26 protein-coding genes are annotated in these 24,696 nt (G+C 37.3%); 9 read left to right on the top strand and 17 right to left on the bottom strand.

The annotated features are described in order from the left end of the window. Positions 1-78: 78 nt before the first annotated feature. The 4 genes from lepA to gpr form a co-directional block, all read right to left on the bottom strand. Positions 79-1,917, bottom strand: a complete 1,839-nt coding sequence (lepA, locus tag J0N78_RS10340) for a translation elongation factor 4 (protein ID WP_209122978.1) — start codon at positions 1,915-1,917, stop codon at positions 79-81. A 390-nt stretch (positions 1,918-2,307) separates the two neighbouring features. After that, positions 2,308-2,706, bottom strand: a complete 399-nt coding sequence (locus J0N78_RS10335) for a DUF3679 domain-containing protein (protein WP_209122977.1) — start codon at positions 2,704-2,706, stop codon at positions 2,308-2,310. A gap of 52 nt (positions 2,707-2,758) precedes the next feature. Beyond that, complete coding sequence (spoIIP, locus tag J0N78_RS10330) at positions 2,759-3,934, bottom strand: stage II sporulation protein P (protein ID WP_209122976.1); 1,176 nt, start codon at positions 3,932-3,934, stop codon at positions 2,759-2,761. A gap of 180 nt (positions 3,935-4,114) precedes the next feature. Beyond that, complete coding sequence (gene gpr, locus J0N78_RS10325; protein ID WP_209123036.1) at positions 4,115-5,212, bottom strand: GPR endopeptidase; 1,098 nt, start codon at positions 5,210-5,212, stop codon at positions 4,115-4,117. A 309-nt stretch (positions 5,213-5,521) separates the two neighbouring features. Here gpr and rpsT point away from each other — a divergent pair, with 309 nt between their 5' ends. Then, positions 5,522-5,788 (top strand): 30S ribosomal protein S20, encoded by a 267-nt coding sequence (gene rpsT / locus J0N78_RS10320; protein ID WP_209122975.1) that lies wholly within the window; start codon positions 5,522-5,524, stop codon positions 5,786-5,788. Positions 5,789-5,907: 119 nt separating this feature from the next. On the opposite strand, the gene holA is transcribed toward rpsT, so the two are convergent. After that, complete coding sequence (holA, locus tag J0N78_RS10315) at positions 5,908-6,927, bottom strand: DNA polymerase III subunit delta (RefSeq protein WP_209122974.1); 1,020 nt, start codon at positions 6,925-6,927, stop codon at positions 5,908-5,910. Between the two features lie 476 nt (positions 6,928-7,403). Between holA and J0N78_RS10310 the strand changes: the two genes are divergently transcribed. Further along, on the top strand, positions 7,404-7,541 hold the full coding sequence (locus J0N78_RS10310) for a YqzM family protein (RefSeq protein ID WP_209122973.1): 138 nt from the start codon (positions 7,404-7,406) through the stop codon (positions 7,539-7,541). Positions 7,542-7,567: 26 nt separating this feature from the next. Here J0N78_RS10310 and J0N78_RS10305 read toward each other — a convergent pair whose 3' ends face one another. The 4 genes from J0N78_RS10305 to J0N78_RS10290 all read right to left on the bottom strand — a co-directional run bounded on the left by J0N78_RS10305 (position 7,568) and on the right by J0N78_RS10290 (position 12,776). Then, positions 7,568-9,916 (bottom strand): DNA internalization-related competence protein ComEC/Rec2, encoded by a 2,349-nt coding sequence (locus J0N78_RS10305; protein ID WP_209122972.1) that lies wholly within the window; start codon positions 9,914-9,916, stop codon positions 7,568-7,570. Between the two features lie 19 nt (positions 9,917-9,935). Continuing rightward, positions 9,936-10,502, bottom strand: a complete 567-nt coding sequence (locus J0N78_RS10300; protein ID WP_209122971.1) for a ComE operon protein 2 — start codon at positions 10,500-10,502, stop codon at positions 9,936-9,938. Between the two features lie 272 nt (positions 10,503-10,774). Further along, positions 10,775-12,061 (bottom strand): homocysteine synthase, encoded by a 1,287-nt coding sequence (locus tag J0N78_RS10295; RefSeq protein ID WP_209122970.1) that lies wholly within the window; start codon positions 12,059-12,061, stop codon positions 10,775-10,777. A 106-nt stretch (positions 12,062-12,167) separates the two neighbouring features. Then, positions 12,168-12,776, bottom strand: coding sequence for a helix-hairpin-helix domain-containing protein (locus tag J0N78_RS10290; protein WP_209122969.1), 609 nt, complete (start codon positions 12,774-12,776; stop codon positions 12,168-12,170). A 33-nt stretch (positions 12,777-12,809) separates the two neighbouring features. Between J0N78_RS10290 and J0N78_RS10285 the strand changes: the two genes are divergently transcribed. Then, positions 12,810-13,079 (top strand): DUF2533 family protein, encoded by a 270-nt coding sequence (locus tag J0N78_RS10285; RefSeq protein ID WP_209122968.1) that lies wholly within the window; start codon positions 12,810-12,812, stop codon positions 13,077-13,079. Between the two features lie 113 nt (positions 13,080-13,192). After that, positions 13,193-14,029, top strand: coding sequence for a late competence protein ComER (comER, locus tag J0N78_RS10280; protein ID WP_209122967.1), 837 nt, complete (start codon positions 13,193-13,195; stop codon positions 14,027-14,029). A 28-nt stretch (positions 14,030-14,057) separates the two neighbouring features. Here the strand turns inward: comER and J0N78_RS10275 are convergent, their stop codons facing one another. From J0N78_RS10275 to yqeH, 7 genes are read right to left on the bottom strand one after another with little or no spacing between them, the layout of a single operon-like run. Beyond that, complete coding sequence (locus J0N78_RS10275; protein ID WP_209122966.1) at positions 14,058-14,825, bottom strand: class I SAM-dependent DNA methyltransferase; 768 nt, start codon at positions 14,823-14,825, stop codon at positions 14,058-14,060. Positions 14,826-14,847: 22 nt separating this feature from the next. Continuing rightward, the gene (gene rsfS / locus J0N78_RS10270; RefSeq protein WP_209122965.1) at positions 14,848-15,201 is read right to left on the bottom strand and encodes a ribosome silencing factor; all 354 of its coding nucleotides are present in this window, start codon (positions 15,199-15,201) and stop codon (positions 14,848-14,850) included. Positions 15,202-15,209: 8 nt separating this feature from the next. Then, a complete protein-coding gene (gene yqeK / locus J0N78_RS10265; protein WP_209122964.1) occupies positions 15,210-15,785 on the bottom strand; it encodes a bis(5'-nucleosyl)-tetraphosphatase (symmetrical) YqeK in 576 nt (191 codons plus the stop codon). Further along, complete coding sequence (locus tag J0N78_RS10260; RefSeq protein ID WP_247747234.1) at positions 15,754-16,356, bottom strand: nicotinate-nucleotide adenylyltransferase; 603 nt, start codon at positions 16,354-16,356, stop codon at positions 15,754-15,756. Before J0N78_RS10260 ends, yqeK begins: the two co-directional genes overlap by 32 nt. A 19-nt stretch (positions 16,357-16,375) precedes the next feature. Further along, positions 16,376-16,669, bottom strand: a complete 294-nt coding sequence (gene yhbY, locus J0N78_RS10255; protein WP_209122962.1) for a ribosome assembly RNA-binding protein YhbY — start codon at positions 16,667-16,669, stop codon at positions 16,376-16,378. Between the two features lie 5 nt (positions 16,670-16,674). After that, entirely contained in the window at positions 16,675-17,514 is an 840-nt protein-coding gene (gene aroE / locus J0N78_RS10250) for a shikimate dehydrogenase (RefSeq protein ID WP_209122961.1), read from the bottom strand. Positions 17,515-17,528: 14 nt separating this feature from the next. Continuing rightward, the gene (gene yqeH / locus J0N78_RS10245; RefSeq protein WP_209122960.1) at positions 17,529-18,635 is read right to left on the bottom strand and encodes a ribosome biogenesis GTPase YqeH; all 1,107 of its coding nucleotides are present in this window, start codon (positions 18,633-18,635) and stop codon (positions 17,529-17,531) included. Positions 18,636-19,307: 672 nt separating this feature from the next. Between yqeH and sda the strand changes: the two genes are divergently transcribed. Then, complete coding sequence (gene sda, locus J0N78_RS10240; protein WP_209122959.1) at positions 19,308-19,448, top strand: sporulation histidine kinase inhibitor Sda; 141 nt, start codon at positions 19,308-19,310, stop codon at positions 19,446-19,448. Positions 19,449-19,498: 50 nt separating this feature from the next. On the opposite strand, the gene J0N78_RS10235 is transcribed toward sda, so the two are convergent. After that, complete coding sequence (locus tag J0N78_RS10235; RefSeq protein WP_209122958.1) at positions 19,499-19,705, bottom strand: hypothetical protein; 207 nt, start codon at positions 19,703-19,705, stop codon at positions 19,499-19,501. 361 nt (positions 19,706-20,066) lie between these two features. Between J0N78_RS10235 and J0N78_RS10230 the strand changes: the two genes are divergently transcribed. The 4 genes from J0N78_RS10230 to J0N78_RS10215 are packed head-to-tail and all read left to right on the top strand — an operon-like array spanning position 20,067 to position 24,693. Further along, entirely contained in the window at positions 20,067-22,472 is a 2,406-nt protein-coding gene (locus J0N78_RS10230) for a Na+/H+ antiporter subunit A (protein WP_209122957.1), read from the top strand. After that, complete coding sequence (locus J0N78_RS10225) at positions 22,462-22,884, top strand: Na(+)/H(+) antiporter subunit B (RefSeq protein ID WP_209122956.1); 423 nt, start codon at positions 22,462-22,464, stop codon at positions 22,882-22,884. The genes J0N78_RS10230 and J0N78_RS10225 overlap by 11 nt, the downstream gene beginning before the upstream one ends. Beyond that, positions 22,884-23,225, top strand: coding sequence for a Na(+)/H(+) antiporter subunit C (locus tag J0N78_RS10220; protein WP_209122955.1), 342 nt, complete (start codon positions 22,884-22,886; stop codon positions 23,223-23,225). Before J0N78_RS10225 ends, J0N78_RS10220 begins: the two co-directional genes overlap by 1 nt. Continuing rightward, positions 23,218-24,693: a Na+/H+ antiporter subunit D gene (locus tag J0N78_RS10215; protein WP_209122954.1), complete on the top strand. Its 1,476-nt coding sequence runs from the start codon at positions 23,218-23,220 to the stop codon at positions 24,691-24,693. Before J0N78_RS10220 ends, J0N78_RS10215 begins: the two co-directional genes overlap by 8 nt. Positions 24,694-24,696: the final 3 nt, after the last annotated feature.

Genomic DNA, 24,696 nt, shown 5'->3' with positions numbered 1-24,696 from the left:
GACTATTCCTTAAAATTGGTAAAAAACCGCAGGATTTAGCCTGCGGTCTAATCTACTGATGATTATACAAAAAAGTAGTTACGATTTCGAAGAATTTGAGTCATCCATACGTAAAACAGCCATAAATGCCTCTTGCGGAACTTCGACACTTCCGACACTCTTCATCCGCTTTTTACCTTCTTTTTGTTTTTCAAGAAGCTTACGCTTACGAGAAATGTCTCCCCCGTAACACTTCGCTAAAACGTTTTTACGCATCGCTTTAATCGTTGAACGAGCAATAATCTTTTGTCCTAAACTCGCTTGAACAGGGACTTCAAATTGTTGACGAGGAATAAGTTCTTTCAGCTTTTCAACGATAATCTTTCCACGTTCATAAGCTGAGTCGCGGTGAACAATGACAGATAACGCATCTACCTTTTCAGCGTTTAATAAAATGTCCATTTTCACAAGCTTTGATTCCTTGTAACCAATTAACTCATAATCAAACGAAGCATACCCTTTTGTATTTGATTTTAACTGATCAAAGAAATCATAAACAATTTCAGATAGCGGAATTTCATAAACGATCGAGACACGATTTTCATCTAAATATTGCATGTCGATAAAAATACCACGTTTACCTTGGCACAGTTCCATGACCGCTCCAACATAATCATTTGGAACCATTACTTTGGCTTTTACGTATGGTTCTTCAATTCGTTCAATTTTTTGCGGATCTGGCATTTTAGATGGATTGTCAATATCAATCATTTCTCCATCTGTTTTGAACACGTGGTAAACTACACTCGGCGCAGTTGTAATGATCGTAATATTAAACTCTCTTTCAATACGCTCTTGAATAATTTCCATGTGTAACAGACCTAAGAAACCACAACGGAAACCAAAGCCTAACGCTTGTGAGGTTTCGGGCTCAAATTGTAATGAAGCATCATTTAATTGTAGACGTTCTAACGCTTCACGTAGATCATTATAGTCGGCCGTATCAATTGGATAAATACCACAGAATACCATCGGATTCATTTTACGGTAACCAGGAAGTGGGGCATCTGCAGGGTTATCTGCAAGTGTCACTGTATCCCCTACGCGACAATCACTTACATTTTTAATAGATGCTGTTAAAAACCCTACATCACCAACTGTTAATTCATCGCGACGAGTTGGTTTCGGTGTGTACACCCCAACCTCATTTACTTCAAACTCTTTTCCTGTTGCCATCATCTTAATCTTCTGGCCAGGTTTTACCGTTCCTTCAATAATTCGAATATAAGCAATGACACCACGATACGAATCGTATAAGGAATCAAAGATTAATGCTTTTAACGGCGCATCAGGATCACCTGATGGAGCTGGGACTTTTTCAACAACTTGCTCCAAAATTTCTTCGATCCCAATACCATTTTTTGCAGACGCAAGCACAGCATCAGATGCATCTAGTCCGATAACATCTTCAACTTCTTTTTTTACCCGTTCAGGTTCAGCACTGGGTAAGTCGATCTTATTAATGACAGGTAAAATTTCTAAGTCATTATCTAAAGCTAAATAAACGTTTGCAAGTGTCTGCGCTTCAATTCCTTGTGCTGCATCAACAATTAATAGAGCACCTTCACAAGCCGCAAGACTTCGTGAAACTTCATACGTAAAATCGACGTGACCTGGTGTGTCAATAAGATGAAAAATATATTCTTCACCGTCACTTGCTTTATAAGTAAGCTGTACTGCGTTTAATTTTATCGTTATACCACGTTCTCGCTCTAGGTCCATTGAATCGAGAATTTGTTCTTTCATTTCTCGTTGTGTTAACGCACTCGTTTTCTCTAAAATGCGGTCAGCTAGCGTTGATTTTCCATGATCAATATGAGCAATAATCGAAAAGTTTCTTATTTTCGATCTGCGCGCTAAACGTTGTTCATTATTCATAGTTATTATCACTCCTATATGCACTAAGTTTGATTATACCAATGTGTTGCCCTTCCTTCAATAACGTAGTGAACTGTCATCGTAGAAAAAAAAGATTTATCGTTAAAATAGCGAAAAATATACTCTATCGAAATATAAAGGAGTTTAGGTTTAGGTGTCGGTGAGAAAAAAATAATGTGAAATTTCTTAGCGCTAGTTTAACGGGATAAATAACACACTAATTAGGAGCATAAACCACAGTCTGATTTATGCCCCTAATTTTTATTGAATGGTAATGCACAGAACACTTGGTCACTAGCTTTGCAAAAATCAACATAGAAAAAATACTTACAATTGCTAGTGACAGTCGTTCCCTGATTTGTGACAATATTAATGATTTTAAATCTTCAACTAATTATTTAACCACCCATCTATCATACTAGTAATTGCTGATACTGTATGATATACGACAATTTCTAATAGTTCTCCTATATTTGAACCGAGCTCGGAATAAAAGTTAAACGCACCAACATCTGCTGCTAATTGCTGTTTATCCTCTAAATCCTTTGTTGAATTTTCTGGTTTTTCAACCAGTTGATCCTTTTCTGGAGCAGGGACGGCTTGTTTGAACGTCACTTCTTGTTTCTGCTCTCCTTGATCAGGGGAGGAGGATGGTACTGTTATCGGATGTGCTCCTTCATTTTTACCAAATAGACTTAATGTTCCTTCATTTGCTTGATGAATTCCAAAGAGAACGCCAAATAGTAAAACAGATAAAATAAAGAATGTTCTCAGTAAAAATTTGGTCATCCTTCATCCTCCTCAGTATAATCGTTCTTGGGTCAGGTATCTGCTGTAGTAGTTAGTCTGTAGAAACTTTAGCTTGTTCCCAGTAAAATTCGCCAAATACTTCAGCAAACGCATCGGCAGAGCGGAACGCTTCTTCCACAGAATTTTCGACTCCACCAAACTCGATTAAAATTGAGTTATTTGATAAATCTTGATTGTAAACTCCATCCCTTCCAATTCCTCCCATTTCAACAACCCCTCGACTTAAACCAGGGTATTTTTTCTCTAACCGATGGTGTAAATCTTTGGCTAATTTTAAATTATGATCTTTATTGCGATTATCTCTTCCGATCACAAAGTAGATCCGTGCATAATGCTCACCGTTGATCGTTACTGTCGTCTTATCCTTTAGAAGGGAATCGCGATGAAGGTCAAAGAAAAATTCAAGTTGGTCGTTTCCAGCCATCGCTTCCTTAACAATTTCACGAGAAGCATCATAGGATTGGTGATATTTCCATTCACGTTCATTTAGTACGCTTTGGATATCCGTTTTATCAACATCTGTACCAATTCCTTGACTTTGAAGTGACTGCCCTAACCGTTCTCCTACAAGTGAAATATTCACTTCTGAATGCCATGCGTCATCTATACTCTTAACTCCTTTTAATTCAGGTAAAAACGCTTCACGTGTATGGGTATGAATAATATGAACTACTTTTTTATCTCCTGTAGTCATTTTTGGCTGTGTTTGTTGATCTTTTGGCTTGTCCAACTTCTCAAACGAGGTTGTTGCTGCCTCGCGTTCTGCCATCAGTACTTCCATTGGTGGTGCCGATTCAATTGGCATATTGGTGTAGTCCGATCCTTCACCGGCAACGACGATATTCCCATCAAACAAAGCAAATCCAGGTAACTCTCGTCCAAGTAAACTTCTAGGATCATCTGGATTTATGCTCGTTGTAAGCTCAAATGCGATGCTCGATATATTCGGTGGTTTACTGTTCTCTGGTAATGCTTGTTGAAAGTATTTATTTTCCATCCCCATTAAATAAACGAGGTTTTCACCTTTCATTTGCGTTGTCCAACTGTGAACCGTCGAAGAGGCCATCCCATAACCTGGATCCATAGATGTAAGCATTCCAGTAAAAATAAACACTGCCATCATTCCAACGATAATAGAAACCGCGATCTTCCTTAGACTTGTCCGATTTATTGAGATGGTTAAACCATGGAATCGGTTTCTCCTCATAATCCCACCCTTTCAAGTTGCTCTTAACACAAACTATGTACAAGCCTTCTTGAATAGAACCAAAAAAACAAAGAGCGCTCATCTTTATCAGCACTCCTCATCTGTACAAAAAAACAGTTGCTACTTAGTAAATAGCAACTGCAAATTGAAATTATTATGTTGTGTAAAATTGTTTATCATCTAATGTGTATATCCACCTACATTTTCCTGATCAACTTCACCGTGGAGCGCTGCATTTAACCCCATTGCAATAACATTTGCCATATCATCGATAAATACATCAATCTCCTTGGGTGTGACCATTAAATTATGTCCGAGTGGAGCTAATACTTCACGTATTAATTGTCGCTTCTCCTCTTCTTCTAGGTTTCCGATCATCCCTAAGATGGTTTGGCGTTTAGATTCGCCTGGTAAGTCATCATCCGTAAGCTTCCGTTGCTCACCAAACGTCATCCCAGCTGGTGTTAGAGCTCTCGCCGGCTTCCCGCCTTCCTTCATTTCTCTGCCAAAGTGTTTCAATACAAAATCGATAGTGTCACTTGTAATTGATACCGCGTCAACTACCGTCGGAATACCTACTGCAATAACAGGAATGCCTAACGTTTCCTGACTTAATTCTTTCCGTTTATTGCCGACACCACTCCCAGGATGAATTCCCGTATCCGATACTTGGATCGTCGTATTAACCCGTTCGATCGACCGAGAAGCCAGTGCATCAATAGCAATGACAAAATCAGGCTTTGTTTTTTCTATCACCCCGTGGATAATATCACTCGTTTCGATTCCTGTAAGTCCCATTACCCCTGGTGCTATTGCACTGACTGGACGAAAGCCATCATCTACTTGTTCAGGTGCTAAGGCAAATAAATGCTTAGTAATGAGAAGGTTTTCGACTGCAATTGGACCTAAGGCATCTGGTGTAACATTCCAGTTCCCTAAACCAACAACGAGGCAGCTCGCTTCATTTGTAATATTGAGTTCTTTCAAAAATAGATTAAACTCCCGAGCAAAAACAGATTCTACTTTTTCTTGAAGGGCCGTATCTTTTTGTCGAATGCCATGCGTTTCAAACGTCAAATAACGACCTGCTTTTTTACCTATCCGCTCAGCTCCTTGATCAGTGATTTCAACTCTAGTTATTTTGATACCATCTTCCTCACGTTCTTTAACTATAACACCTTCAATCGTTCTTCTTTCTTTAGTCGGTGCTTTTTTTTGTTCTTCTTCTTGTAAAATTTCATGGGCTTCTACTGCTAAATCTGTTCGTACATTATACATGCTTAGGTCTAAGTTTTTGTCCGTCACAGAGAGGACCTCCTTTTAGAGGTTGTTCAAAAAGTCCGGGAAAAATAGCTGTCGAATCTCTTCGTTGGCTCACTTCTGTGCTGCTCGAAGCTTCGCCGCCTCGATCTTCTCGGCTCTTTTTGCCTCCTTTTTGAACTCACATTTTTTAGTGAACCTTTTTAAAATAGGTTACCCGACAAGAAGCTTTTCATTCTTCTATTGCAATTATTCATGGTTTTTGATAGAATGCTGTTTGTTGTACTTATTCACTGTTGTGAAGGTTGCATCAGGGAGGTGAAAGGAATGCCTAACATTAAATCTGCGATTAAACGTGTAAAAACTAACGACAAGCGCCGTGTGCAAAACGCTTCTCAAAAGTCTGCTCTTCGTACAGCTATCAAGAACTTTGAAGCTAAAGTTGCAGCTAACGAAGCAGAAGCAGCGAAAGAAGCGTTTGTTACAGCTGCTAAAAAGCTTGACAAAGCAGCAAGCAAAGGTCTTATTCATAAAAATGCAGCATCTCGTCAAAAGTCTCGTTTACAAAAGCAATTAAACGAAGTTTCTGCATAATCGAATGATCGGCTAAAAGATTTAAAAAAGTTAACTTTTTTAAGGTAAAAAACGGAGGAACTCTACGTAGTTTCTCCGTTTTTTATTTTTATTTATCTTTGATGTCGTAAATTTATTTATTAGCGGTGAAATTCCATTAATAAAAGTTCAATTGCTAAATGTTTATCGACTTGTCCACTCTTAATTTTGAAATCCGTCTCCGCGAGTCTCTCTAATAAACGGAATAACGTTGCCTCTTGAAACGCCTTTCCTTGTTGTCCGGCCAATTTTGCAACGTACGGATGAATTTTAATTTGTCCTGCAATTTGTTGCTGCGAATAACCTCTTTTCATTAGCTCTTTGACTTGATAAATGATTCGCACTTGACGAGCCAATAAAGCTACAAGCTTAATCGGATCTTCTTTTTGCCGCATCAAATCAAAATAAATTTCTAACGCTTTTTCAATTCGCTTATGGATAATATGATCAATTAGCATAAACACGTCTTGTTCGACTGTTTTAGCGACAAGTTGATCAACGATCGTTTCATCAACCGTACCATGCTCACCCACATATAAAGAAAGCTTCTCGATTTCATTGACGAGCATTAATAAATTTCCACCTAATAATTGCACGAGCTTTTCTTTGGCAGCTTTCGTTAACTCAATCGAATGACTCTCCGCTTGTTCCTTTAACCATTCGTTCTGCATCTTTTCATCAAAATCTTTCGTATCAACGACTTCAGCTTGTTTCCGCAATGATTTTACTATTTTTTTGCGTTCATCTAACTTTTCAAATGGCGCCGTTACAATAAACACGGTTGCTTGAACGGGGTTTTGAATATAGGTTTCCAGTAACTTCAAATTATGGTCTATTTTATTTTCATCTTTTTGTGCAGTTAAAAAATAAGCATCCTTAGCAATTACTACACGTTTCGATCCTAAAAAGGGTAGTGTATCAGCATCTTCTATGGCTACATCAATCGGGGTCTCTCTTAGTTCATACGTCGATAAATTAAAATCAAGCTCTTCATCTGTTAATGTTTGTGCCATAATCGACTGAATTAAATCTTCGACCAAAAATCGCTCCTCACCGATAAACAGATAAAGTTGGGCGACCTTTCCTTTTAAAATGTTTCGTTTTGTTTCTATGTATGACATTTCTTTGTCCCTTCCTCATTGGTTGGATATTCCTAAAAGAGATTGGTAATATTATTATGGGTAATATATAAAGTAATGTCCATACCTATAAAGGAAGTTAAACCAATGAAAAAGAGGCGAACTCAACGGTCATTTGGCATCTCATCGCTTTAAAAAAAATTAATGAAACAGCAGGTGTCACATTAATTTAAAAGATGAGAAACAAATTTACACATGAGTTCAACCTCCATTTATGATAAACGTCATCAAAAGGGCCCTAGGAAAACCTTCGAATGACGATAATCATGAACGACGACCTCTACACTAGTTATGATATCCTATGCAATTAAAAAGTATAGGTGACAACTCTTTACAGCAGTGGAAGACCTAAATTTAAAATTTGACAATGCATAGACAATCGAGAGAAGACCTATGGATTGTATGGATTTTTTTCTTGTCTTCCCTTATACTAAAGATTGAAATAGGAGGGGTTACTAATGAGTGAGTTCGAAAAAAGAGTACAATGTAAACGCAACGATGCGATTGATTCAGGCGTTGGGTTTATCGTTTCTTTCGGCTTCTTTGCCACTTTATTTATTATCGCTTCACTAGTTGACGTTTTCGGCAACATGTAAGACACCTATACTTATGAGAGAAAGGGTTACCTCGTCGGTAACCCTTTCTTATCCTTTACCTCAAGCATTGTTTCAATATTACTCACCCTTTCATTCGTAAATTTGATCCGAATAGCTCCATTCGTATCGGTCCGGAAAATAGGGATATCACGCTCCTCAAAAGCAGTAATCACCTCTTGATGTGGATGCTGAAAGCGGTTATTCCTCCCTACAGAGATCAATACTGCCTTCGGTTGAATATGATCGATAAATCGAGGGCTAGATGACGTACGACTCCCATGATGGCCAGCTTTTAAAACATCTACATCGAGATGCGGAAAATCCTCGATCAGCCGTTCCTCTCCACTTTCTTCTAAATCGCCAGTAAACAGCCAGTTTATCCCACCCAATTTAGATAATAATACAACAGAACGATTATTTAGACTTTCTTCATTCCCTTGTGGAGACAAAACATAAAATTTACTGCCAGCTTTTGACCAAGCCATTCCTTTTTTAACAAATTGAATAGTCGTACCTCGTAGGTGAAATTCACTTAGTAAACGCCGCTCAAATTCATCCTCTACAGGACCTTTAGCATAGAGAAGTTCTTTCACATTTACTTGATCAAGCAAGGCTTCAGCTCCTCCGATATGATCAAAATGGCCATGCGTTAAAATAAGCTTGTCAATCGTCCTTATTCCTTTCGCTTTTAAAAAAGGAACGACAATGTCTTTTCCAACCTCAAACTTGCTAGAACGTCTTCTCCATGCTTCATCCCTACCAAAGCTGACTAAGCCTCCACTATCAATTAAATAAACAGCTTTTCGGTATGGAAGCTCGATGAAAATACTGTCACCTTGTCCGACATCTAATACCGTTACTTCTCCTTCAGCATTAAGGTATGGATTGATATAGTGAATAAAAAGTAAGCTTGATACTCCTCCGATAAGAACCATCCAGTACTTCAACGGCGCTTTTTTTTCTAAAAAATAAAGCCCAATCAAAATAATCATAAACAGAGAAAACGCAAGCCAAACGTCAAATTTACCAACTAAAATGGAACTAAATGAAAAACCATTTATCCATTTAAGGGCTTCATGAGAGTAAAAAATAATATCACCGAGAACGTTCAATAAGTAATGACCAATAAATGGAACTAAAATATGAATAACATAGGTAAAGAATACAGCTGGTAAAATAACGAGTGAAATAAACGGGATGTAGATTAAATTAAGAGGGAGGCTAAGCCACGAGATTTCATAAAAGTGAAAAACAATGATTGGTAGCGAGACACATTGTGAAATGAAGGTGACCGTCAACAGTTGAAAAAAATTGTGACTTTGCTTACGAACGATTTCCGTAGAAATAATTAAAGTAAAACTGATTAAGAATGATAATTGAAAGCCTAATTGAAATAATGAGTATGGGGATATAAACAAGTACAGAAGACAAACGAAACTAATTCCATCAAGAGAATGTACCCTTTTCTTTAAACGTAGAGAGAGGAGAACAACGACAGTCATCCATGTCGCCCGAAGAACAGACGGTGCACCACCAGCAATGACGCTGTACACTGGTAATAGAAGTAAAAGTATGGATATCGTTCGCTCACGCGTAATACCTAGTCGAATGAAGATGAAGAATAGCGCAGAAAAGATGAGACCGACATGAAGACCTGATACGGCTAAAAGATGAATAACACCTAACTGTTCGTACGCTTCTAACACCCCTTCATCTATATATCCTCGATCTCCAAAAATTAAAGCGGCTACGATTCCCTTTGCCTCATCAGGATAATCATCAATAACGGATTGAATACCTTGTTGACGACTTTTTTGAAGCATATAATGCAGTGAAAAGCTAGAAGGTCGACATCGATCTAACCGAATGGACTCAGGGCTAAAGTTCCAATGGATCTTTTGGTAATAAAGATACTGTTTATAGTCAAAGGCAAAATAGTTTGTCGGAGGAGACGGTGTATGTAAGCTCCCTTTCAGCACACATTGCATACCCACCGAAAGATTTTTTAGTTGCTGTTGTTCCTTTTCTGACTTTATATAGTAGTTTGTTAGCAGTTTCTCACCGTTAGCTGTTTTATATTGAAAGCTGAGGCGATCACCATTCACATGCGGGATTGAACTAATTGTTCCAAAAAATGAGGTTTGCTTAGAGGAAAGCTTTGTTTCGTTATTTTGGTCAATCACTGAACTACTTATGAAATAAAGCAATAAGGAAAGGACAAGAAAAAGACTATACATCCTTATCCTGTTCCTATTCTTTAATAGAAAATAAATGAAATAAGCGATTAGAAATAGCAGCCATAGTTGAAATCCTTTTGTAGCCAATACAATACTGATAATTGCTGCCAACACAATGATATACCAACGTCCAGTCAAGACTAATTACTCCTTTATATTAAAGTGGAGTAAATAATTTACTCGCCTCATCACGAAGCTTTTTTAATTCTTCTTCCGATACTCCACTAGCTGCTAATTTATCTATCAATCCAGCTGTAAATTGAAGCTTTTCATTTGAATTTTTATCTAGAATTAATGCTTCTAATTCAACCTGCTTCACTTTAACTCCTGCCTGTTCAAATAATTCTAGAGCATATGGATGATTTTTATAATCGGCTGAATAATAGACAGCTGAAATGCCACTTTGAATAATCGATTTTGTACAATTTAGGCACGGAAAATGGGTAACATAAATTTCTGCACCTTGGGTAGGAACCCCAAATTTTGCACATTGCAATAGTGCATTGATCTCAGCATGTATCGTTCGAATACAATGATTTTCAACGACATAACACCCTTTGTCTATGCAATGATCCCCTCCTGAGATCGATCCATTATAGCCCCCCGCAATAATTCGCTTATCTCTTACTATTGTAGCTCCTACCATTAACCTAGTACATGTACTTCGCATCGCAAGAAGATGACTTTGCGCCATAAAATATTGATCCCATGAAATTCGATTCAACTTTTTCAACTCCTGGTAGCTTATCTTTTTTTATAGTTTATCGAACAATGGAAAGAGGCGTCAATCATTCATCAAAATAAAAGAAAAGAGACGAATCAATGAAGTTAAATTAAGGTCTGTTTTGCAAGACCGCATAAATTTTTGTGCACATGCCCAAAACGAATGCTAATTAATGAGAGGACACACGTTCCATTATAAATCATTAAAACCGCATTCGAAGTTGAAATCCAATGCGGTTTTCGTTTTAGTTGTTAATATAATTGTTTGTTTATTTAGCCTTGGCTTTTTACAAGCGCTTGCTCTAAATCACGAATAATATCATTCACATTTTCAATACCAATTGAAAGTCTCACTAGCTCTGGCGTTACCCCTGCTGCTCGTTGATCTTCTTCTGACAATTGTTGGTGAGTTGTACTTGCTGGGTGAATAACTAATGATTTCGCATCCCCCACATTGGCAACGTGAGAGAAGAGCTCGAGTGCATTAATGAAATTCTTCCCTTCTTCAACACCACCTTTAATTCCAAATGTAAGAATAGCTCCTTTACCATTTGGCAAATATTTATTTGCTAATTCATGTGAACGATGTGAAGGAAGCCCTGCATAACTCACCCACTCGACCAGTTCATGACTTTCTAAAAATTGAGCAACCTTTAATGCATTCTCACAATGCCGCTCCATGCGTAAGTGAAGTGTTTCTAAGCCTTGTAATAATAAAAAGGAATTGAGAGGAGCGATAGCTGGACCTAAGTCACGTAATAATTGAACACGCGCTTTAATAATGTAGGCTAAATTACCTAATGCCTCTGTATATATTAATCCATGGTAGCTCGGATCTGGTTCTGTTAGACCAGGAAACTTTCCGTTTTTCCAGTCAAATTTTCCACCGTCAACGATGACTCCCCCGATTGTCGTTCCATGCCCTCCGATGAATTTTGTTGCAGAATGTACAACAATGTCAGCACCGTGCTCAATTGGTCGACATAATGCTGGAGTAACTAGTGTAGCGTCAACCATTAAAGGAATTCCATTTTGATGAGCCACAGCTGCTATTGCTTCTACATCAAGGATATCCCCTTGTGGATTTCCGATCATTTCACCGAATACTAATTTCGTTTTAGGAGTAATTGCACGCTCAAACGCTTGAGGATCTGTCCCATCGACTAAATGCACCGTAATTCCCATCTTTTTTAACGTATGTACAAATAGATTGTACGTGCCACCATATAATGCACTTGAAGCGACGATTTCATCACCGTTTTCACAAATATTTAATATAGCTAAATGTATTGCAGAACTTCCACTTGCTGTTGCTAGTGCTGCTACTCCGCCTTCTAGTTCAGCTACCCGCTTTTCAAAAACATCCTGTGTTGGGTTCATAATCCTCGTATAAATATTTCCAAATTCTGATAATGAAAAAAGATTAGCTGCATGATCCGTATCCTTAAATCCGTATGATGTTGTTTGATAAATTGGCACAGCTCTTGATTGTGTAGCAGGATCTACTTCTTGTCCACCGTGAACAGCAATTGTTTCTATTGACCATTTGTTCTCACTCATGTTTTTCCTCCTACTCCCACCTAGAAACCCAGACAGGAAATATATTGAATTTCGCGCAAATTATATCCTTTCTCCTAAACATTGTCAATCAATTTTGATTTTTCCGTCATTTTATTTCGATATGTTCTTTTAACTTTTCAATCGACTTTGAACCGATCCCTGATACTTTTTGTAAATCCTCAACCGTTTGGAAAGGACCGTTATCTTCCCGATAGGAAATGATCGCTTCAGCTTTAGCTGGACCTATACCTGGAAGCTGTTGCAATTCTTGCACAGTAGCTTTGTTAATTTTTATTTTACCGTCATTACTAGCTGATGAGTTTCCACTCAAAGCCGCAGACTGAATTGTTGGAATGTCCTCTTCCCCTATTTTAGGAATGTATATCACCATAGCATCGTCAAGTATCGCTGCTAAATTAATTTTTAGTTCATCTGCATCAGGTGTAAGTCCACCTGCCAATTCAATTAAATCAAACAACCTTTGACCTGCCACAAGCTCATATACACCTGGAGATTGAACTTGTCCCTTTATATCAACAATGATAATATTTTCAGTCTGTTCATTCGTGACTTGCTCCACTACTTCTTCTTCAAAATACCAATCCATCTCTTCTTCCTCGTTGTTGTCAAAGTGAACAATAAAGCTTACACTAACTACTAGAAGTAATACTCCAATCAAACTAATAAGCGATAACTCACGTTTGGAGAATTTCATACTTACACCTCGATTATAGAAAGGATGTTACAAATGAGTGTACATTTAGCAATTTCAAAACAAGTTCAAAACCATATAAATGGACAAGGGGAATACAAGAGACTAGAGATTTTACGCGAAGCAAGTATCGATCGAGCTCTAGCAGACCTAAATAAAGGAAAAGATTTTTCAATTAGTGAAATTAATAGCATTACAAATGAAATGAACGGGTTAGCGAAGAAATTTGGCTTCCCTACAAGGAAAACGGTGACAAAAGAAATGGTAGCTGAATACGCAGAGAGAGCTTTAAAAAACAACGATTAATTAAAAATAAACATAATACGATAGCATCCCTCATATATTTACGTTAAAGACTGTCTAGAGGACATTCTGTGGCCCCTATGTGAGCACAGCGTGAGGAAAAGGAGGGATGCAACATGAATATTGGGATAATTGGTACAGGAAGTATGGGGACCATTTTAATTGATTCCTTAGTTGAAGCAAAGGCTGTCACTCCATCCCAGCTGTTTATTCATAATCGTACATCAGAAAAAGCAAAAGCCCTTGAAAAAAAGTACAGTTCACTTCATATATGTGAATCTCCTAATGAAGTAGTAAGACAGTCAGATCTCATCTTCATTTGTGTTAAACCTTTGCAGTTTCATGCCCTATTAGAAAATATTCACCAGGATTGTTACAGAAATCAACTTCTTGTTTCGATCACAAGCCCAATTTCTGTAAAACAGCTAGAGAAAATGGTCAATTGCAAAGTTGCAAGAGCCATTCCGAGTATCTTAAATCGAGCCCATGCAGGCCCCTCATTACTGAGCTTTGGTAGCCGCTGTTCGAAAGAAGACAAAGAAGTACTCACCTCCCTTTTAAAAAATATTTCTACGCCTCTTGTCATTGAAGAAAACATTACGAGAGTGGCTTCGGATATCGTAAGTTGTGGACCTGCTTTTTTTAGCTACCTTCTACAGCGTTTTGTCGATGCCGCTGTCAGACAGACAGACATCTCAGAAGAAGATGCAACGACATTAGCGACAAATATGATTATTGGTATGGGAAAGCTTTTAGAAAAAGAGATATTTACATTACCTACGTTACAACAAAAGGTTTGTGTACCCGGGGGTATAACTGGTGAAGGAATTAAAGTTTTAGAAGAGGAAGTTGGTCAGATGTTTGACCATCTTTTCCAACAAACACATGCCAAGTACAAAGAAGATAAAGAGCTGATTGAACAACAGTTTTCATCAAAAACATATAAAGAATAAGACAAGAGGCTAACAACCGCCTCTTGTCTTATTCTTTTTTTTCACTCGAATTCCTGCTACTTTTTTTTGCAATAAAAAAAATTCGCTCACTTTCTTCAGATAGCTCTTGTCCGAAGTCAGCACTAATATTTACAATCGTAAACCCAGCCTCAATTAACCACTGATTATATTGCTCAATAGGATACGTACGTTGCTGATGAAATTCCTCATAACGAGAGTAAGACTTATCTTCATTTCGAACAAAAAATGTTAAGTCATGCTCAACACTATGAGGGCGCTCTCCCTCAAACGCTTTCCAAATATACGATACATTTTCCTCATCATCGGCAAATACCTGGCCTGCAAAAACGGTATCCATTTTAAAACAAGAATGAACATCAAATAGTAATAACCCTTCACCTTTTAATGCTTGATAAAAGGATGAAAATGCCATTTGAACCTCTTCTGGGCTCGCTAAATAATTTAAGCTATCACAATACGTAAGGATGGCATCAAATGGACCGAGCCCTTCTAACCTTCTCATATCTTGCTCATAAAAAGACGCATTTAATTTAGCGGCTTCCAGTTTTTCACTTGCAACCATTAGCATATCGCTTGATAAATCAACCCCAGTTACATCATAGCCTGCTTTAGCTAACCGAAGCATAAGCTCTCCTGTTCCACAACCAACATCTAACAGTTCTCTTGCTTCGGGCAAATACGTTTGAAGCATTTTTTCAGTAAAGGTCAACCATTCGTCATAAGGAGCGTCCTTCATTAATTGATCATATAAATAAGCAAACTGCTCGTAGTTCATCTTTTTCCCTTTCTATTTCCAGCTACAGTAATTCACCTTCAAGCTCCATTACTTGTGCATCTCCCCATAGCTTCTCTAAATTGTAATACGAACGTTCATCACGATGGAATACATGGACAACAATATCATTTAAATCTACAAGTACCCAACGAGCTTGGTCAAACCCTTCTAATCGTTTTAAATCTATGCCGTTCTCTTGAGCGACTTTTTTCAATTCATGTGCAATCGCCTGAACTTGTTTATCCGAATTCCCGTGACAAATGATAAAATAATCAGCAATTAATGAAACTCCTTTCATATTAAGTACGACAATATCCTCTGCTTTTTTATCATCTAATGCATTTACTGCAAGCTTCAACACTTCATTCACTTCCATGAAGATGATTACCTCCCTTTTCTTTTCCATTCGAATAATAATTGATTATAAGCTGCTAATGAATCAGGATAGATCAATTGATTTTTTTTCATTAAAAACGTCATTGTATTACGAAGCGACAAAATGCAAGCATAGTCCAGATCTTGAGTTGCAGCTTCTCTCACTTCTTCTACACCTGGAAATTGCCTTCCTGGTTCGATATAATCTGCTAGAAATACAATCTTCTCTAAAGTATTCATATTTGGTTTACCTGTCGTATGATAGCGGATTGCTGATAAAATTTCAGAATCCTTTATCCCTACTTCATGCTCAACCCAATATGCCCCACATGGCGCATGTAATAATTCATCCCCATAGTGTAGAAAATCATCGCCTAGCTTTTTTTCCTTAATCAGCTGCCGCATTTCCTCTTTCGGTCTAAATTTTGCATAGTCATGAAAGATGCTAGCTATTTCTGACTGCCTTTCATCGATCCCCTCTTTTTTCGCTAGGTGAATTGCCGTTTCCATCACCCCGATAGTATGAGTATATCGATGTTCGGTTAAATGAGGCTTAACGATTTCTAACGCTTGCACTCGTTCCATATAACTCTCTCTCCTCAATAAAAAGTCGGACCGCCTCTGGGACTAAGTAGCGAATACTCCGGCCCTCTTTAAGCCTCTCACGAATACATGACGAAGAAATATCAACTTGAGGTATCGTTAGTAATTTCATTTTCCCTTCATACCTCGATAGTTGTGAGTAGCCTGGACGCTGCAGTCCAACAAACGTGACGTACTCAAACAACTCATCAATACGCTCCCAAGTATGAAGCTGCTCAATCATATCAGCACCGATAATAAAATAAAAGTCAACATCTGGTAACTTTATCTTCAAGTCTTTCAACGTATCTACCGTATAGGATGGTCCCTTGCGCTCTAACTCAACCGTTGAAACAACAAAACGCTCAGCACCTTCGATGGCCTTTGTCACCATTTTAATCCGATCATTTACAGATGAAACATCGTCCGTTTTTTTATGGGGAGGAATATTTGCCGGCATAAACCATATTTCATCTAACTTACATTGCTCTAACACCTCTTGAGCAATCAGTAAGTGCCCAATATGCGGAGGGTCAAATGTACCTCCTAGAATACCGATTTTTCGCACAATCATTACTCCCCTTTACTGTCGATTAGTGTGGCAGTTCAAGTTGTTTATTTTCTTTAGATTCTTTATATAAAACAATGGTATTCCCAATCACTTGAACGAGTTCAGCCTTTGCTCCATTACTTAATTCTGTTGCTACCTCATCTTTATCCTCTTCACAGTTTTGCAAAACACTAACTTTTAATAATTCTCTTGCTTCTAGTGCATCATTAATTTGTTTAATCATATTGTCATTTACGCCACCTTTACCAACTTGAAAAATCGGGGTAAGATGGTGTGCTTTTGATCGTAAGAAACGTTTTTGTTTTCCTGTTAACATGTATTTTATAGTCCTCCTAATTGTTGTAGTACAACTTTTTCCATATGTTTTCGATCAGGCGCAGTTCCTGTCCACTTTTCAAAGGCTAATGCGCCTTGTTCAACAAACATCCCGACACCATTAATAATTGTTGCTCCTTTAGCCTCTGCTTCTTGCAATAGTTTTGTTTTTAAAGGATTATAGATTAAATCACTTACTACTGCATCTGCTTTTAACTTATCTAATTGAATTGGAAGTTCAGCAACACGAGGACTCATTCCAACTGAAGTCGTATTAATGATTAAGTCAAAAAGATCAAGTTGCTCTTCAGCTTCTTCTAGTGACCAAACCGTACCTTCAATTCGACGTTGATTACATTCAGTGGCAAGATGCCTAGCTTTCTCTTTCGTTCGGTTGGCGATATGCAGTTCTGATACACTATATCGTGAGAGAACGGTATATACTGCTCGAGCTGCTCCTCCTGCACCAATAACGAGTACTTTCATATTATGCAGCTGGTCACCCGTTGTTTTTAATAGTGACTGTAAATAACCTTCTCCATCGGTATTATAACCGATCAATCTACCTGACACGTTGACTACCGTGTTGACAGCACCAATCAATTTTGCTTCTGCATCAACCTCGTCTAAATATTTTATGACCTCGACTTTATGAGGGATTGTTACGTTAAATCCACTAATCTCTAGAGCCCGAATTCCCGTAACCGCTGCTTCTAAATCCTTTTCACTAACATCAAATGCATGATAGTGATGTTCCTGATTTAATAATCGAAAAGCATCATTGTGCATACTAGGTGACATAGAATGACCAACTGGATGTCCAATTAATCCAAATAATTTCCCCATCATTTCCTCCTCTATTAAATGAGCGATGGTCGAACTGTAACGCCTACACCTTTAGGAGCATATGCTTGGACGTGAACATTTTCTTGGTGTACTGCAACCCAGCCCAACCCTGAATAAACGATATCGCTTTTTTCTTTAATATAAAATTCATGTTTTACTAACTCAGGTAATGTTTCTTTTGTCTTTGGTCCTGGAGGTGACAATAATTCACCTAAGTGATTTTTATATAATTCATCTGCCTTATCAAGTTTTGTTCGATGAATATTAATTTCATTTGAAAAGTAACAAACAAACGAACCTCGTTCACCTTCAACAAAATCAAATCTGGCTAGGCCACCAAAATATAACGTCTGTTCTGGGTTCAATTGAAAGACCATTGATTTGATTTCTTTTTTCGGTGTAATGATTTTCAATTCTTGTTTATCAATATAGTGAGCAATTTGATGATGATTAATAATACCTGGTGTATCAAAAAGTGCCGATCCGTTGTCAAGTGGTAGATCAATCATATCTAGAGTTGTTCCTGGGAAATGGGACGTTGTAATTAACTGTTCTTCATCCCCGCCAAACTCTTTGATTAATCGATTGATGAACGTTGACTTCCCAACATTTGTACACCCTACAACGTAAACATCTTTTCCTCGACGTAACTCTTCAATTCGATTAGCAACCTCTAATACACCAATGCCTTTTTCCGCACTAATCAACATGACGTCGATTGGTTTTAAACCTAAGTCTTTTGACGACCGTTTCATCCAATTGATTAATTTGTTATGATTCAGTGATTTAGGCAGTAAATCCACTTTATTTCCAACCAATAGGACGTTATTTTTTCCTACAAAGCGGTGTAAACCTGGTAACCAACTTCCATTAAAATCGAAAATATCGACGATTTTTACGATAAGTGAATCGGTTTTTCCTAATGTATTGAGTATTTTCAAGAAATCATCATCCGTTAATGCTACATCTTGTACCTCATTATAATGCTTTAATCTGAAACAACGTTGACAGATAACCACATCACGTTCTATAGCTGAAGGGGGTGCATAACCAAGTTCATTTTTTGAAGTCGATTGAACTTTCACACCACATCCAGCACAAATAATGTCTCTTTCTTCCACTATTCATCCTCCAATGTTCGTGCTATTAAGTGATTTGTATCCTTACACTTTTCCTTATTTCTATTATTTGAAATGAAAATGTTGTTATCCTCTAATGTGCTATGATTTTATTGAAAAAGTGTAAGATGTTTTCTTTTAGGGAATACCGCTAAATCAAGTTTTGACTGTGTTAAAGGATAAATGTACCAAACCTTTAATCAAACGGTAAGTATACAATTTTTTTCTGCTATTTTCAATTATTTTGTACAAAAAAGAGGTACTTTTCTAAAAACTATACCATCTCAAAAGGATATCTATGGATGTAGTATTACATAAAATATAATAGATTTCGGAAAATTTCGCTTTATTATTAAAAAATATTGAAAAAGTTTTCGACAAAAATTGTTCATTATCAACACTGTGGATAACTTTATTCACGTATTAACATCTTATAAATTGTGGAATTTTTACATTTATAAACAAGTAATCAACAAGTTATCCACGGTAAACTGTGGATAAATCGAACGGTTGTTCTATTTTTTTTAACATGTTAGGATTAGATTACAACAAATTGGAAATCTTATTAGTATATGAATGAACTACTAAAACATGCATAATATATAACATCATTTTTCATTTCCCGTTACTTTAGTCTGTCCCATTAAATTTCCTGTTGAAGGAGGTTAATTAATAATGAAGAAATTATCGGATGAGCTTTTAATTGAAACGTATTTTAAAGCTATTGAGTTAAAGCTTAACGAGGATTTTATTTATCTCATCAAACTCGAAATTGATCGTCGTTCATTAACAGACAAAATTAAATTATCTTCTTGAAACGATTTTTAAATAAGCCAATAAAAACGCAAGGGTGCGCTTTTATTGGCTTATTTAATGATTCGAATATATTCTCTTGGTTTAAATGGTTCATGAAGAATAACTTTTGTCGTATCTGTTTGTAAGAGTTGGATTCCTTCTTCCTCTTGTAATTCATGTAAATATAGGTGTCTGTCGATCGTGCCATTTGTCCACCATGCAGCGCCAAATAAAACCGAGAATATTCCTACTGCAATAACGCCTTTTCTTTTAAGCATAACTATCACCTCATCTGCAAAGGCAGAATTTAGAAGTTTTGTTATACTTATCTTGGCAACTTCCACTTCAAATTATACATACAACTTAATACCCATGAGAGGAGAAGTAAGAAAACGGCTTTCATAAAAATACCTTTATTAAGAAACAATAGAAAATATTGAGAAGAGCAATCAATATTTTTTTATTTACATAAAAAAATTTTTGAAGGTAAATTAACCGGTTTCTACATATTTAAAATATTTAGTAAAAAAGCAAGAAAGCTGATAGGTCTGTGGATGCAAAAACAGACTAAGTAGTATATAATTTTGAACTGCAATAGTTTATAGGTATCTAGGAAAACGAATAAGGAGGTTAAATACATTGACACTGTTACATTGGGCTATATTAGCTCCGTTTCTTCTGGCCATTTTCGTGCCGTTTCTTTATAAGTACTTAAAAGCAATTCATACTGGATGGTTTGTACTCCTATTACCAGTGACGCTTTTCATTTACTTCCTTCAATTTTTACCGAATACATACAATGGTAATCCAATCATTGAAACCGTAAACTGGATCCCTTCTTTAGACATAAATTTCACGGTATATGTCGATGGACTGAGTTTACTTTTTGCACTACTCATTACAGGGATAGGAGCGCTTGTCGTTCTTTATTCAATATATTACCTGTCAAAAAAACGAGAAGCTTTAGGAAACTTTTATGTTTATCTTCTCATGTTCATGGGTGCCATGCTCGGAGTTGTCCTTTCTGATAACTTAATGGTTCTTTATGTATTCTGGGAATTTACAAGTTTATCTTCATTTCTATTAATCGCCTATTGGTATGAAAGAGATAAGTCTCGCTACGGTGCACTAAAATCGATGCTCATTACTGTATTGGGCGGATTTGCGATGCTCGCTGGATTTATCTTGTTATACCTTATGACGAATACATTTAGTGTACGTGAAATTGTAGAAATTGCACCAACGATTATTAATCATCCATTCTTTTTACCAGCAATGCTGCTTGTATTACTTGGTGCTTTTACAAAATCAGCACAGTTCCCATTTTACATCTGGTTACCTGATGCAATGGAAGCACCAACACCTGTAAGTGCTTACCTTCACTCAGCAACAATGGTTAAAGCGGGAATATATATTGTAGCTCGATTAACTGCCGTTTTTGCCCTTGCACCTGAATGGATATGGCTTGTTGCTGGATTCGGAATATTCACTTTATTCTGGGGATCGTTTAATGCTGTCAAACAAACGGACTTGAAATCCATTCTCGCATTTTCAACGGTCAGTCAGCTCGGACTCATTATGTCGTTACTAGGAATTGGGGCTGTATCTTTTCACTACACACATCTTGAAGAAAACATATATACCGTTGCAACATTAGCTGCGATCTTTCATTTAATTAACCATGCCACCTTCAAAGGGGCTCTGTTTATGATGGTCGGAATTGTTGATCACGAAACAGGGACAAGGGATATCCGGAAATTAGGTGGACTCATGGGGCTAATGCCGATTACATTTACGATTGCATTAATCGGTTCTCTTTCCATGGCAGGAATACCACCGTTTAACGGGTTTTTAAGTAAAGAGATGTTCTTTACAGGGATGTTACGAGCTGTTGAATTAGATTTATTTAATTTTGATACATGGGGGATCTTATTCCCAATTCTCGCATGGCTAGCTAGTATTTTTACTTTTATTTACAGTTTGAAGCTAGTGTTCCATACATTCACTGGGAAATATCAACCAGAAAAGCTTGATAAAAAGCCACATGAAGCACCAATAGGAATGCTTATCTCACCTATAATTTTAGTTTCACTGGTGATCATTATCGGGTTTTTCCCTAATATTCTATCGTACAGCTTAATTGAACCTGCTATGGCAGCAATCTTACCACTGGGATTAGATGAACGGTTTTACGTTAACATCTACCATTGGCATGGGTTTACACCTGAATTGTACATGACGATTGGTGTTGTGGCTATTGGTTTAGCGATGTACTATTATTTAACGAAGTGGCAAAGCATCTATAAGCTGCATCCAGAAAAACTGACATTAAATAAGTTTTATGATGGTGGTTTAATTACGTTAGAAAACACTTCAGATAAGTTCACTCACTCTTATATGACTGGATTTATCCGTGATTATCTCGTTTACACATTTGCGTTTTTTGTAATTGCATTACTAAGCGCAATGTATATGTTAGATGCACTCGTTATTGACTTCTCAGGACTAGCACCAATTGGCATTTATGAAGGGATTTTATCTTTAGCTATGGTTATCGCGGCTTTCGTCGTGCTTTTTGCGAAGTCAAGGCTAACCGCTATCATCGCGCTAGGAGTTGTCGGCTACACACTAGCACTATTCTTTGTCATCTTTAGAGCGCCTGATCTCGCTTTAACACAACTTGTCATCGAAACAGTTTCGGTAGCTCTTTTCCTTTTATGCTTCTACCATTTACCGAAACTTAAACAGGAGTTAAACCGAGTTCGTTTCAGAGCAGTCAATCTTGTGATTTCTGTTGGTGTTGGTATTGTTGTCACGTTAATTGCCTTATCCGCTAACAGTACTAGACTGTTTGAATCCATTGCAGAATACTTCGTTGAAGCGAGTTACGAAGAAGCTGGCGGTAAAAATATGGTTAACGTTATCCTTGTCGATTTCCGTGGATTTGACACTATGTTAGAAATTCTTGTATTAGGTATTGCTGCATTAGGAATTTTTGCAATGATCAAATTAAGAACGAAAAAGGAGGAAGGTCATGAAAACTAACGATACCATTTTACAAACGGTCACGAAAGTTCTCGTTTTCGTGATCCTTGCCTTCTCCATTTTTATCTTTTTTGCTGGTCACAACAATCCTGGTGGAGGATTTATCGGGGGATTAATTACAGCAGCAGCGATTGTTTTACTCATGCTTGCTTTTGACATGAAAACGGTAAAAAAGATCATTCCGTTTGATTATAAGAAAATTATTGCGGTCGGATTAATCTTTGCTGTTGGTACAGGGGTAGGCTCATTTTTCTTTGATGCCCCATTCCTGACGCATGCTCATGATTATTTTGATTTATGGTTCTTAGGAAAAACACACCTTGCAACAGCTCTTCTATTTGATATCGGAGTTTACTTAGTTGTTGTAGCTGTCACGTTAACCATTATTCAAACGATAGGGGAGGATGAATAATGGAAGTTTTAATGTCTTTAGTTGTAGGGATTTTATTTACGATCGGTACGTACTTAATTCTAACTAAAAGTTTTCTACGAATTATTATAGGTACTGCTTTATTAAGTCATGGTGCCCATTTATTGCTTTTAACGATGGCGGGGTTAAAACGAGGAGCTGCTCCTTTACTTGGACAAAATGCTCAATATTATACTGATCCATTACCTCAAGCTCTTATTCTAACAGCTATTGTTATCAGCTTTGGGGTAACTTCATTCTTTTTAGTCCTTGCTTATCGCGCTTACAAAGAATTAGGGACTGATGATATGGATAAATTGAGGGGATCTGATAATTATGAATAACCTTGTCGTATTACCACTTCTAATCCCTCTCATTACAGGGATTATACTCATACTTTTTAATAAAAACGTTACGATTCAAAAATGGATCAGTGGATTTTCTGCTGTAATCCTCGTTAGTGTCAATTTTTACTTGCTAAACCAAGTGTACCATCAAGGGATCCAAACACTTAAACTCGGCGGATGGCAGCCACCGTTTGGGATTATATTAGTCGCTGATTTGCTTGCAATTCTATTAGTACTTACTACCTCTGTCGTAAGTATAGCTTGTCTTTTCTTCGCGTTTCATTCGCTGGATGAAGACAGGGAGAAATTTTATTTCTACCCGTTTTTTCAGTTTCTAATTACAGGGGTCAGTGGTGCCTTTTTAACAGGTGATATTTTTAACTTATTCGTCTTTTTTGAAGTGATGCTTATTTCTTCTTATATTTTAATTGTACTTGGTGGATCGAAAGTACAGTTGAGAGAATCAGTAAAGTATATTTTAGTGAATATCGTTTCGTCCGTTTTATTTGTTACAGCTGTTGCTTATCTTTATGCTGTAACTGGTACTTTAAATATGGCGGATCTATCTGTACGAATTGCAGAAGTTGATCAGGGACCTCTATTGACGGTAATTGCGATCTTTTTCTTAATTGTTTTTGGTTTAAAAGGAGCTTTGTTTCCATTATTTTTCTGGTTACCTGGATCTTACGCTGCACCACCAGCAGTTGTTTCGGCAATCTTTGGAGCACTCTTAACAAAAGTCGGGATCTATTCGGTTTTTCGGACGTTTTCTACGATCTTCTACCATCATCCAGAGGTTACCCACCAGCTAATGGTCGTTCTCGGTGCGATTACGATGTTACTTGGTGTGATCGGCGCGGTTTCTCACTGGGATGTTAAAAAGATCATCGTTTATAATGTAATAACGGCTGTTGGCTTTATCATCTTCGGGATAGGTTCATTGTCGACCACTTCGTATGCTGGTGCCATTTATTACTTATTACATGACATGACGATAAAAGCAGCTTTATTTTTACTCATTGGGGCATTAATAGCTGTTGCAGGTACTAGTAACTTGAAACAGATGAGCGGGGTCATTAAATACCATCCTGTTCTTGGTTGGATGTTTTTTACCGCTGCACTTGCACTTGTCGGTGTCCCGCCTCTAAGTGGATTTATCGGGAAGTTTCTCCTTATAAAAGGTGGAATTGAAAGTGGTCATTATTGGGTAGTTGCGGTAATGTTAATAACGAGTCTGCTCGTTCTATATTCGATAATGAAAATCTTCTTACATGGATTTTATGGAAAAATTGAGACACCTAAATTAACTCGTACACCAGTTGGCTTACTTTATCCTTGTGCCTTTTTACTTGCCATTTCTATCGGGTTAGGCTTAGGAGCTGAATATGTCTATCCTTATGTCCTCGAAGCCGCTGAATCATTAATGGACCCTGCTATCTATATTGATGCAGTGTTAAAGGAGTAGATT

This window comes from Alkalihalobacillus sp. BA299 (assembly GCF_017745675.1).
GTDB lineage: Bacteria > Bacillota > Bacilli > Bacillales > Bacillaceae_F > Alkalihalobacterium.
This window is presented reverse-complemented; position numbering and strand designations above follow the sequence as displayed.

Coding starts and splice junctions, on each gene's coding strand:
- lepA (WP_209122978.1), bottom strand. CDS start 1,917: ATGAATAATGAACAACGTTTAGCGCGCAGATCGAAAATAAGAAACTTT.
- J0N78_RS10335 (WP_209122977.1), bottom strand. CDS start 2,706: ATGACCAAATTTTTACTGAGAACATTCTTTATTTTATCTGTTTTACTA.
- spoIIP (WP_209122976.1), bottom strand. CDS start 3,934: ATGAGGAGAAACCGATTCCATGGTTTAACCATCTCAATAAATCGGACA.
- gpr (WP_209123036.1), bottom strand. CDS start 5,212: ATGTATAATGTACGAACAGATTTAGCAGTAGAAGCCCATGAAATTTTA.
- rpsT (WP_209122975.1), top strand. CDS start 5,522: ATGCCTAACATTAAATCTGCGATTAAACGTGTAAAAACTAACGACAAG.
- holA (WP_209122974.1), bottom strand. CDS start 6,927: ATGTCATACATAGAAACAAAACGAAACATTTTAAAAGGAAAGGTCGCC.
- J0N78_RS10310 (WP_209122973.1), top strand. CDS start 7,404: ATGAGTGAGTTCGAAAAAAGAGTACAATGTAAACGCAACGATGCGATT.
- J0N78_RS10295 (WP_209122970.1), bottom strand. CDS start 12,061: ATGAGTGAGAACAAATGGTCAATAGAAACAATTGCTGTTCACGGTGGA.
- J0N78_RS10290 (WP_209122969.1), bottom strand. CDS start 12,776: ATGAAATTCTCCAAACGTGAGTTATCGCTTATTAGTTTGATTGGAGTA.
- J0N78_RS10285 (WP_209122968.1), top strand. CDS start 12,810: ATGAGTGTACATTTAGCAATTTCAAAACAAGTTCAAAACCATATAAAT.
- comER (WP_209122967.1), top strand. CDS start 13,193: ATGAATATTGGGATAATTGGTACAGGAAGTATGGGGACCATTTTAATT.
- J0N78_RS10275 (WP_209122966.1), bottom strand. CDS start 14,825: ATGAACTACGAGCAGTTTGCTTATTTATATGATCAATTAATGAAGGAC.
- rsfS (WP_209122965.1), bottom strand. CDS start 15,201: ATGGAAGTGAATGAAGTGTTGAAGCTTGCAGTAAATGCATTAGATGAT.
- yqeK (WP_209122964.1), bottom strand. CDS start 15,785: ATGGAACGAGTGCAAGCGTTAGAAATCGTTAAGCCTCATTTAACCGAA.
- J0N78_RS10260 (WP_247747234.1), bottom strand. CDS start 16,356: ATGATTGTGCGAAAAATCGGTATTCTAGGAGGTACATTTGACCCTCCG.
- yhbY (WP_209122962.1), bottom strand. CDS start 16,669: ATGTTAACAGGAAAACAAAAACGTTTCTTACGATCAAAAGCACACCAT.
- aroE (WP_209122961.1), bottom strand. CDS start 17,514: ATGGGGAAATTATTTGGATTAATTGGACATCCAGTTGGTCATTCTATG.
- sda (WP_209122959.1), top strand. CDS start 19,308: ATGAAGAAATTATCGGATGAGCTTTTAATTGAAACGTATTTTAAAGCT.
- J0N78_RS10235 (WP_209122958.1), bottom strand. CDS start 19,705: ATGCTTAAAAGAAAAGGCGTTATTGCAGTAGGAATATTCTCGGTTTTA.
- J0N78_RS10225 (WP_209122956.1), top strand. CDS start 22,462: ATGAAAACTAACGATACCATTTTACAAACGGTCACGAAAGTTCTCGTT.
- J0N78_RS10220 (WP_209122955.1), top strand. CDS start 22,884: ATGGAAGTTTTAATGTCTTTAGTTGTAGGGATTTTATTTACGATCGGT.
- J0N78_RS10215 (WP_209122954.1), top strand. CDS start 23,218: ATGAATAACCTTGTCGTATTACCACTTCTAATCCCTCTCATTACAGGG.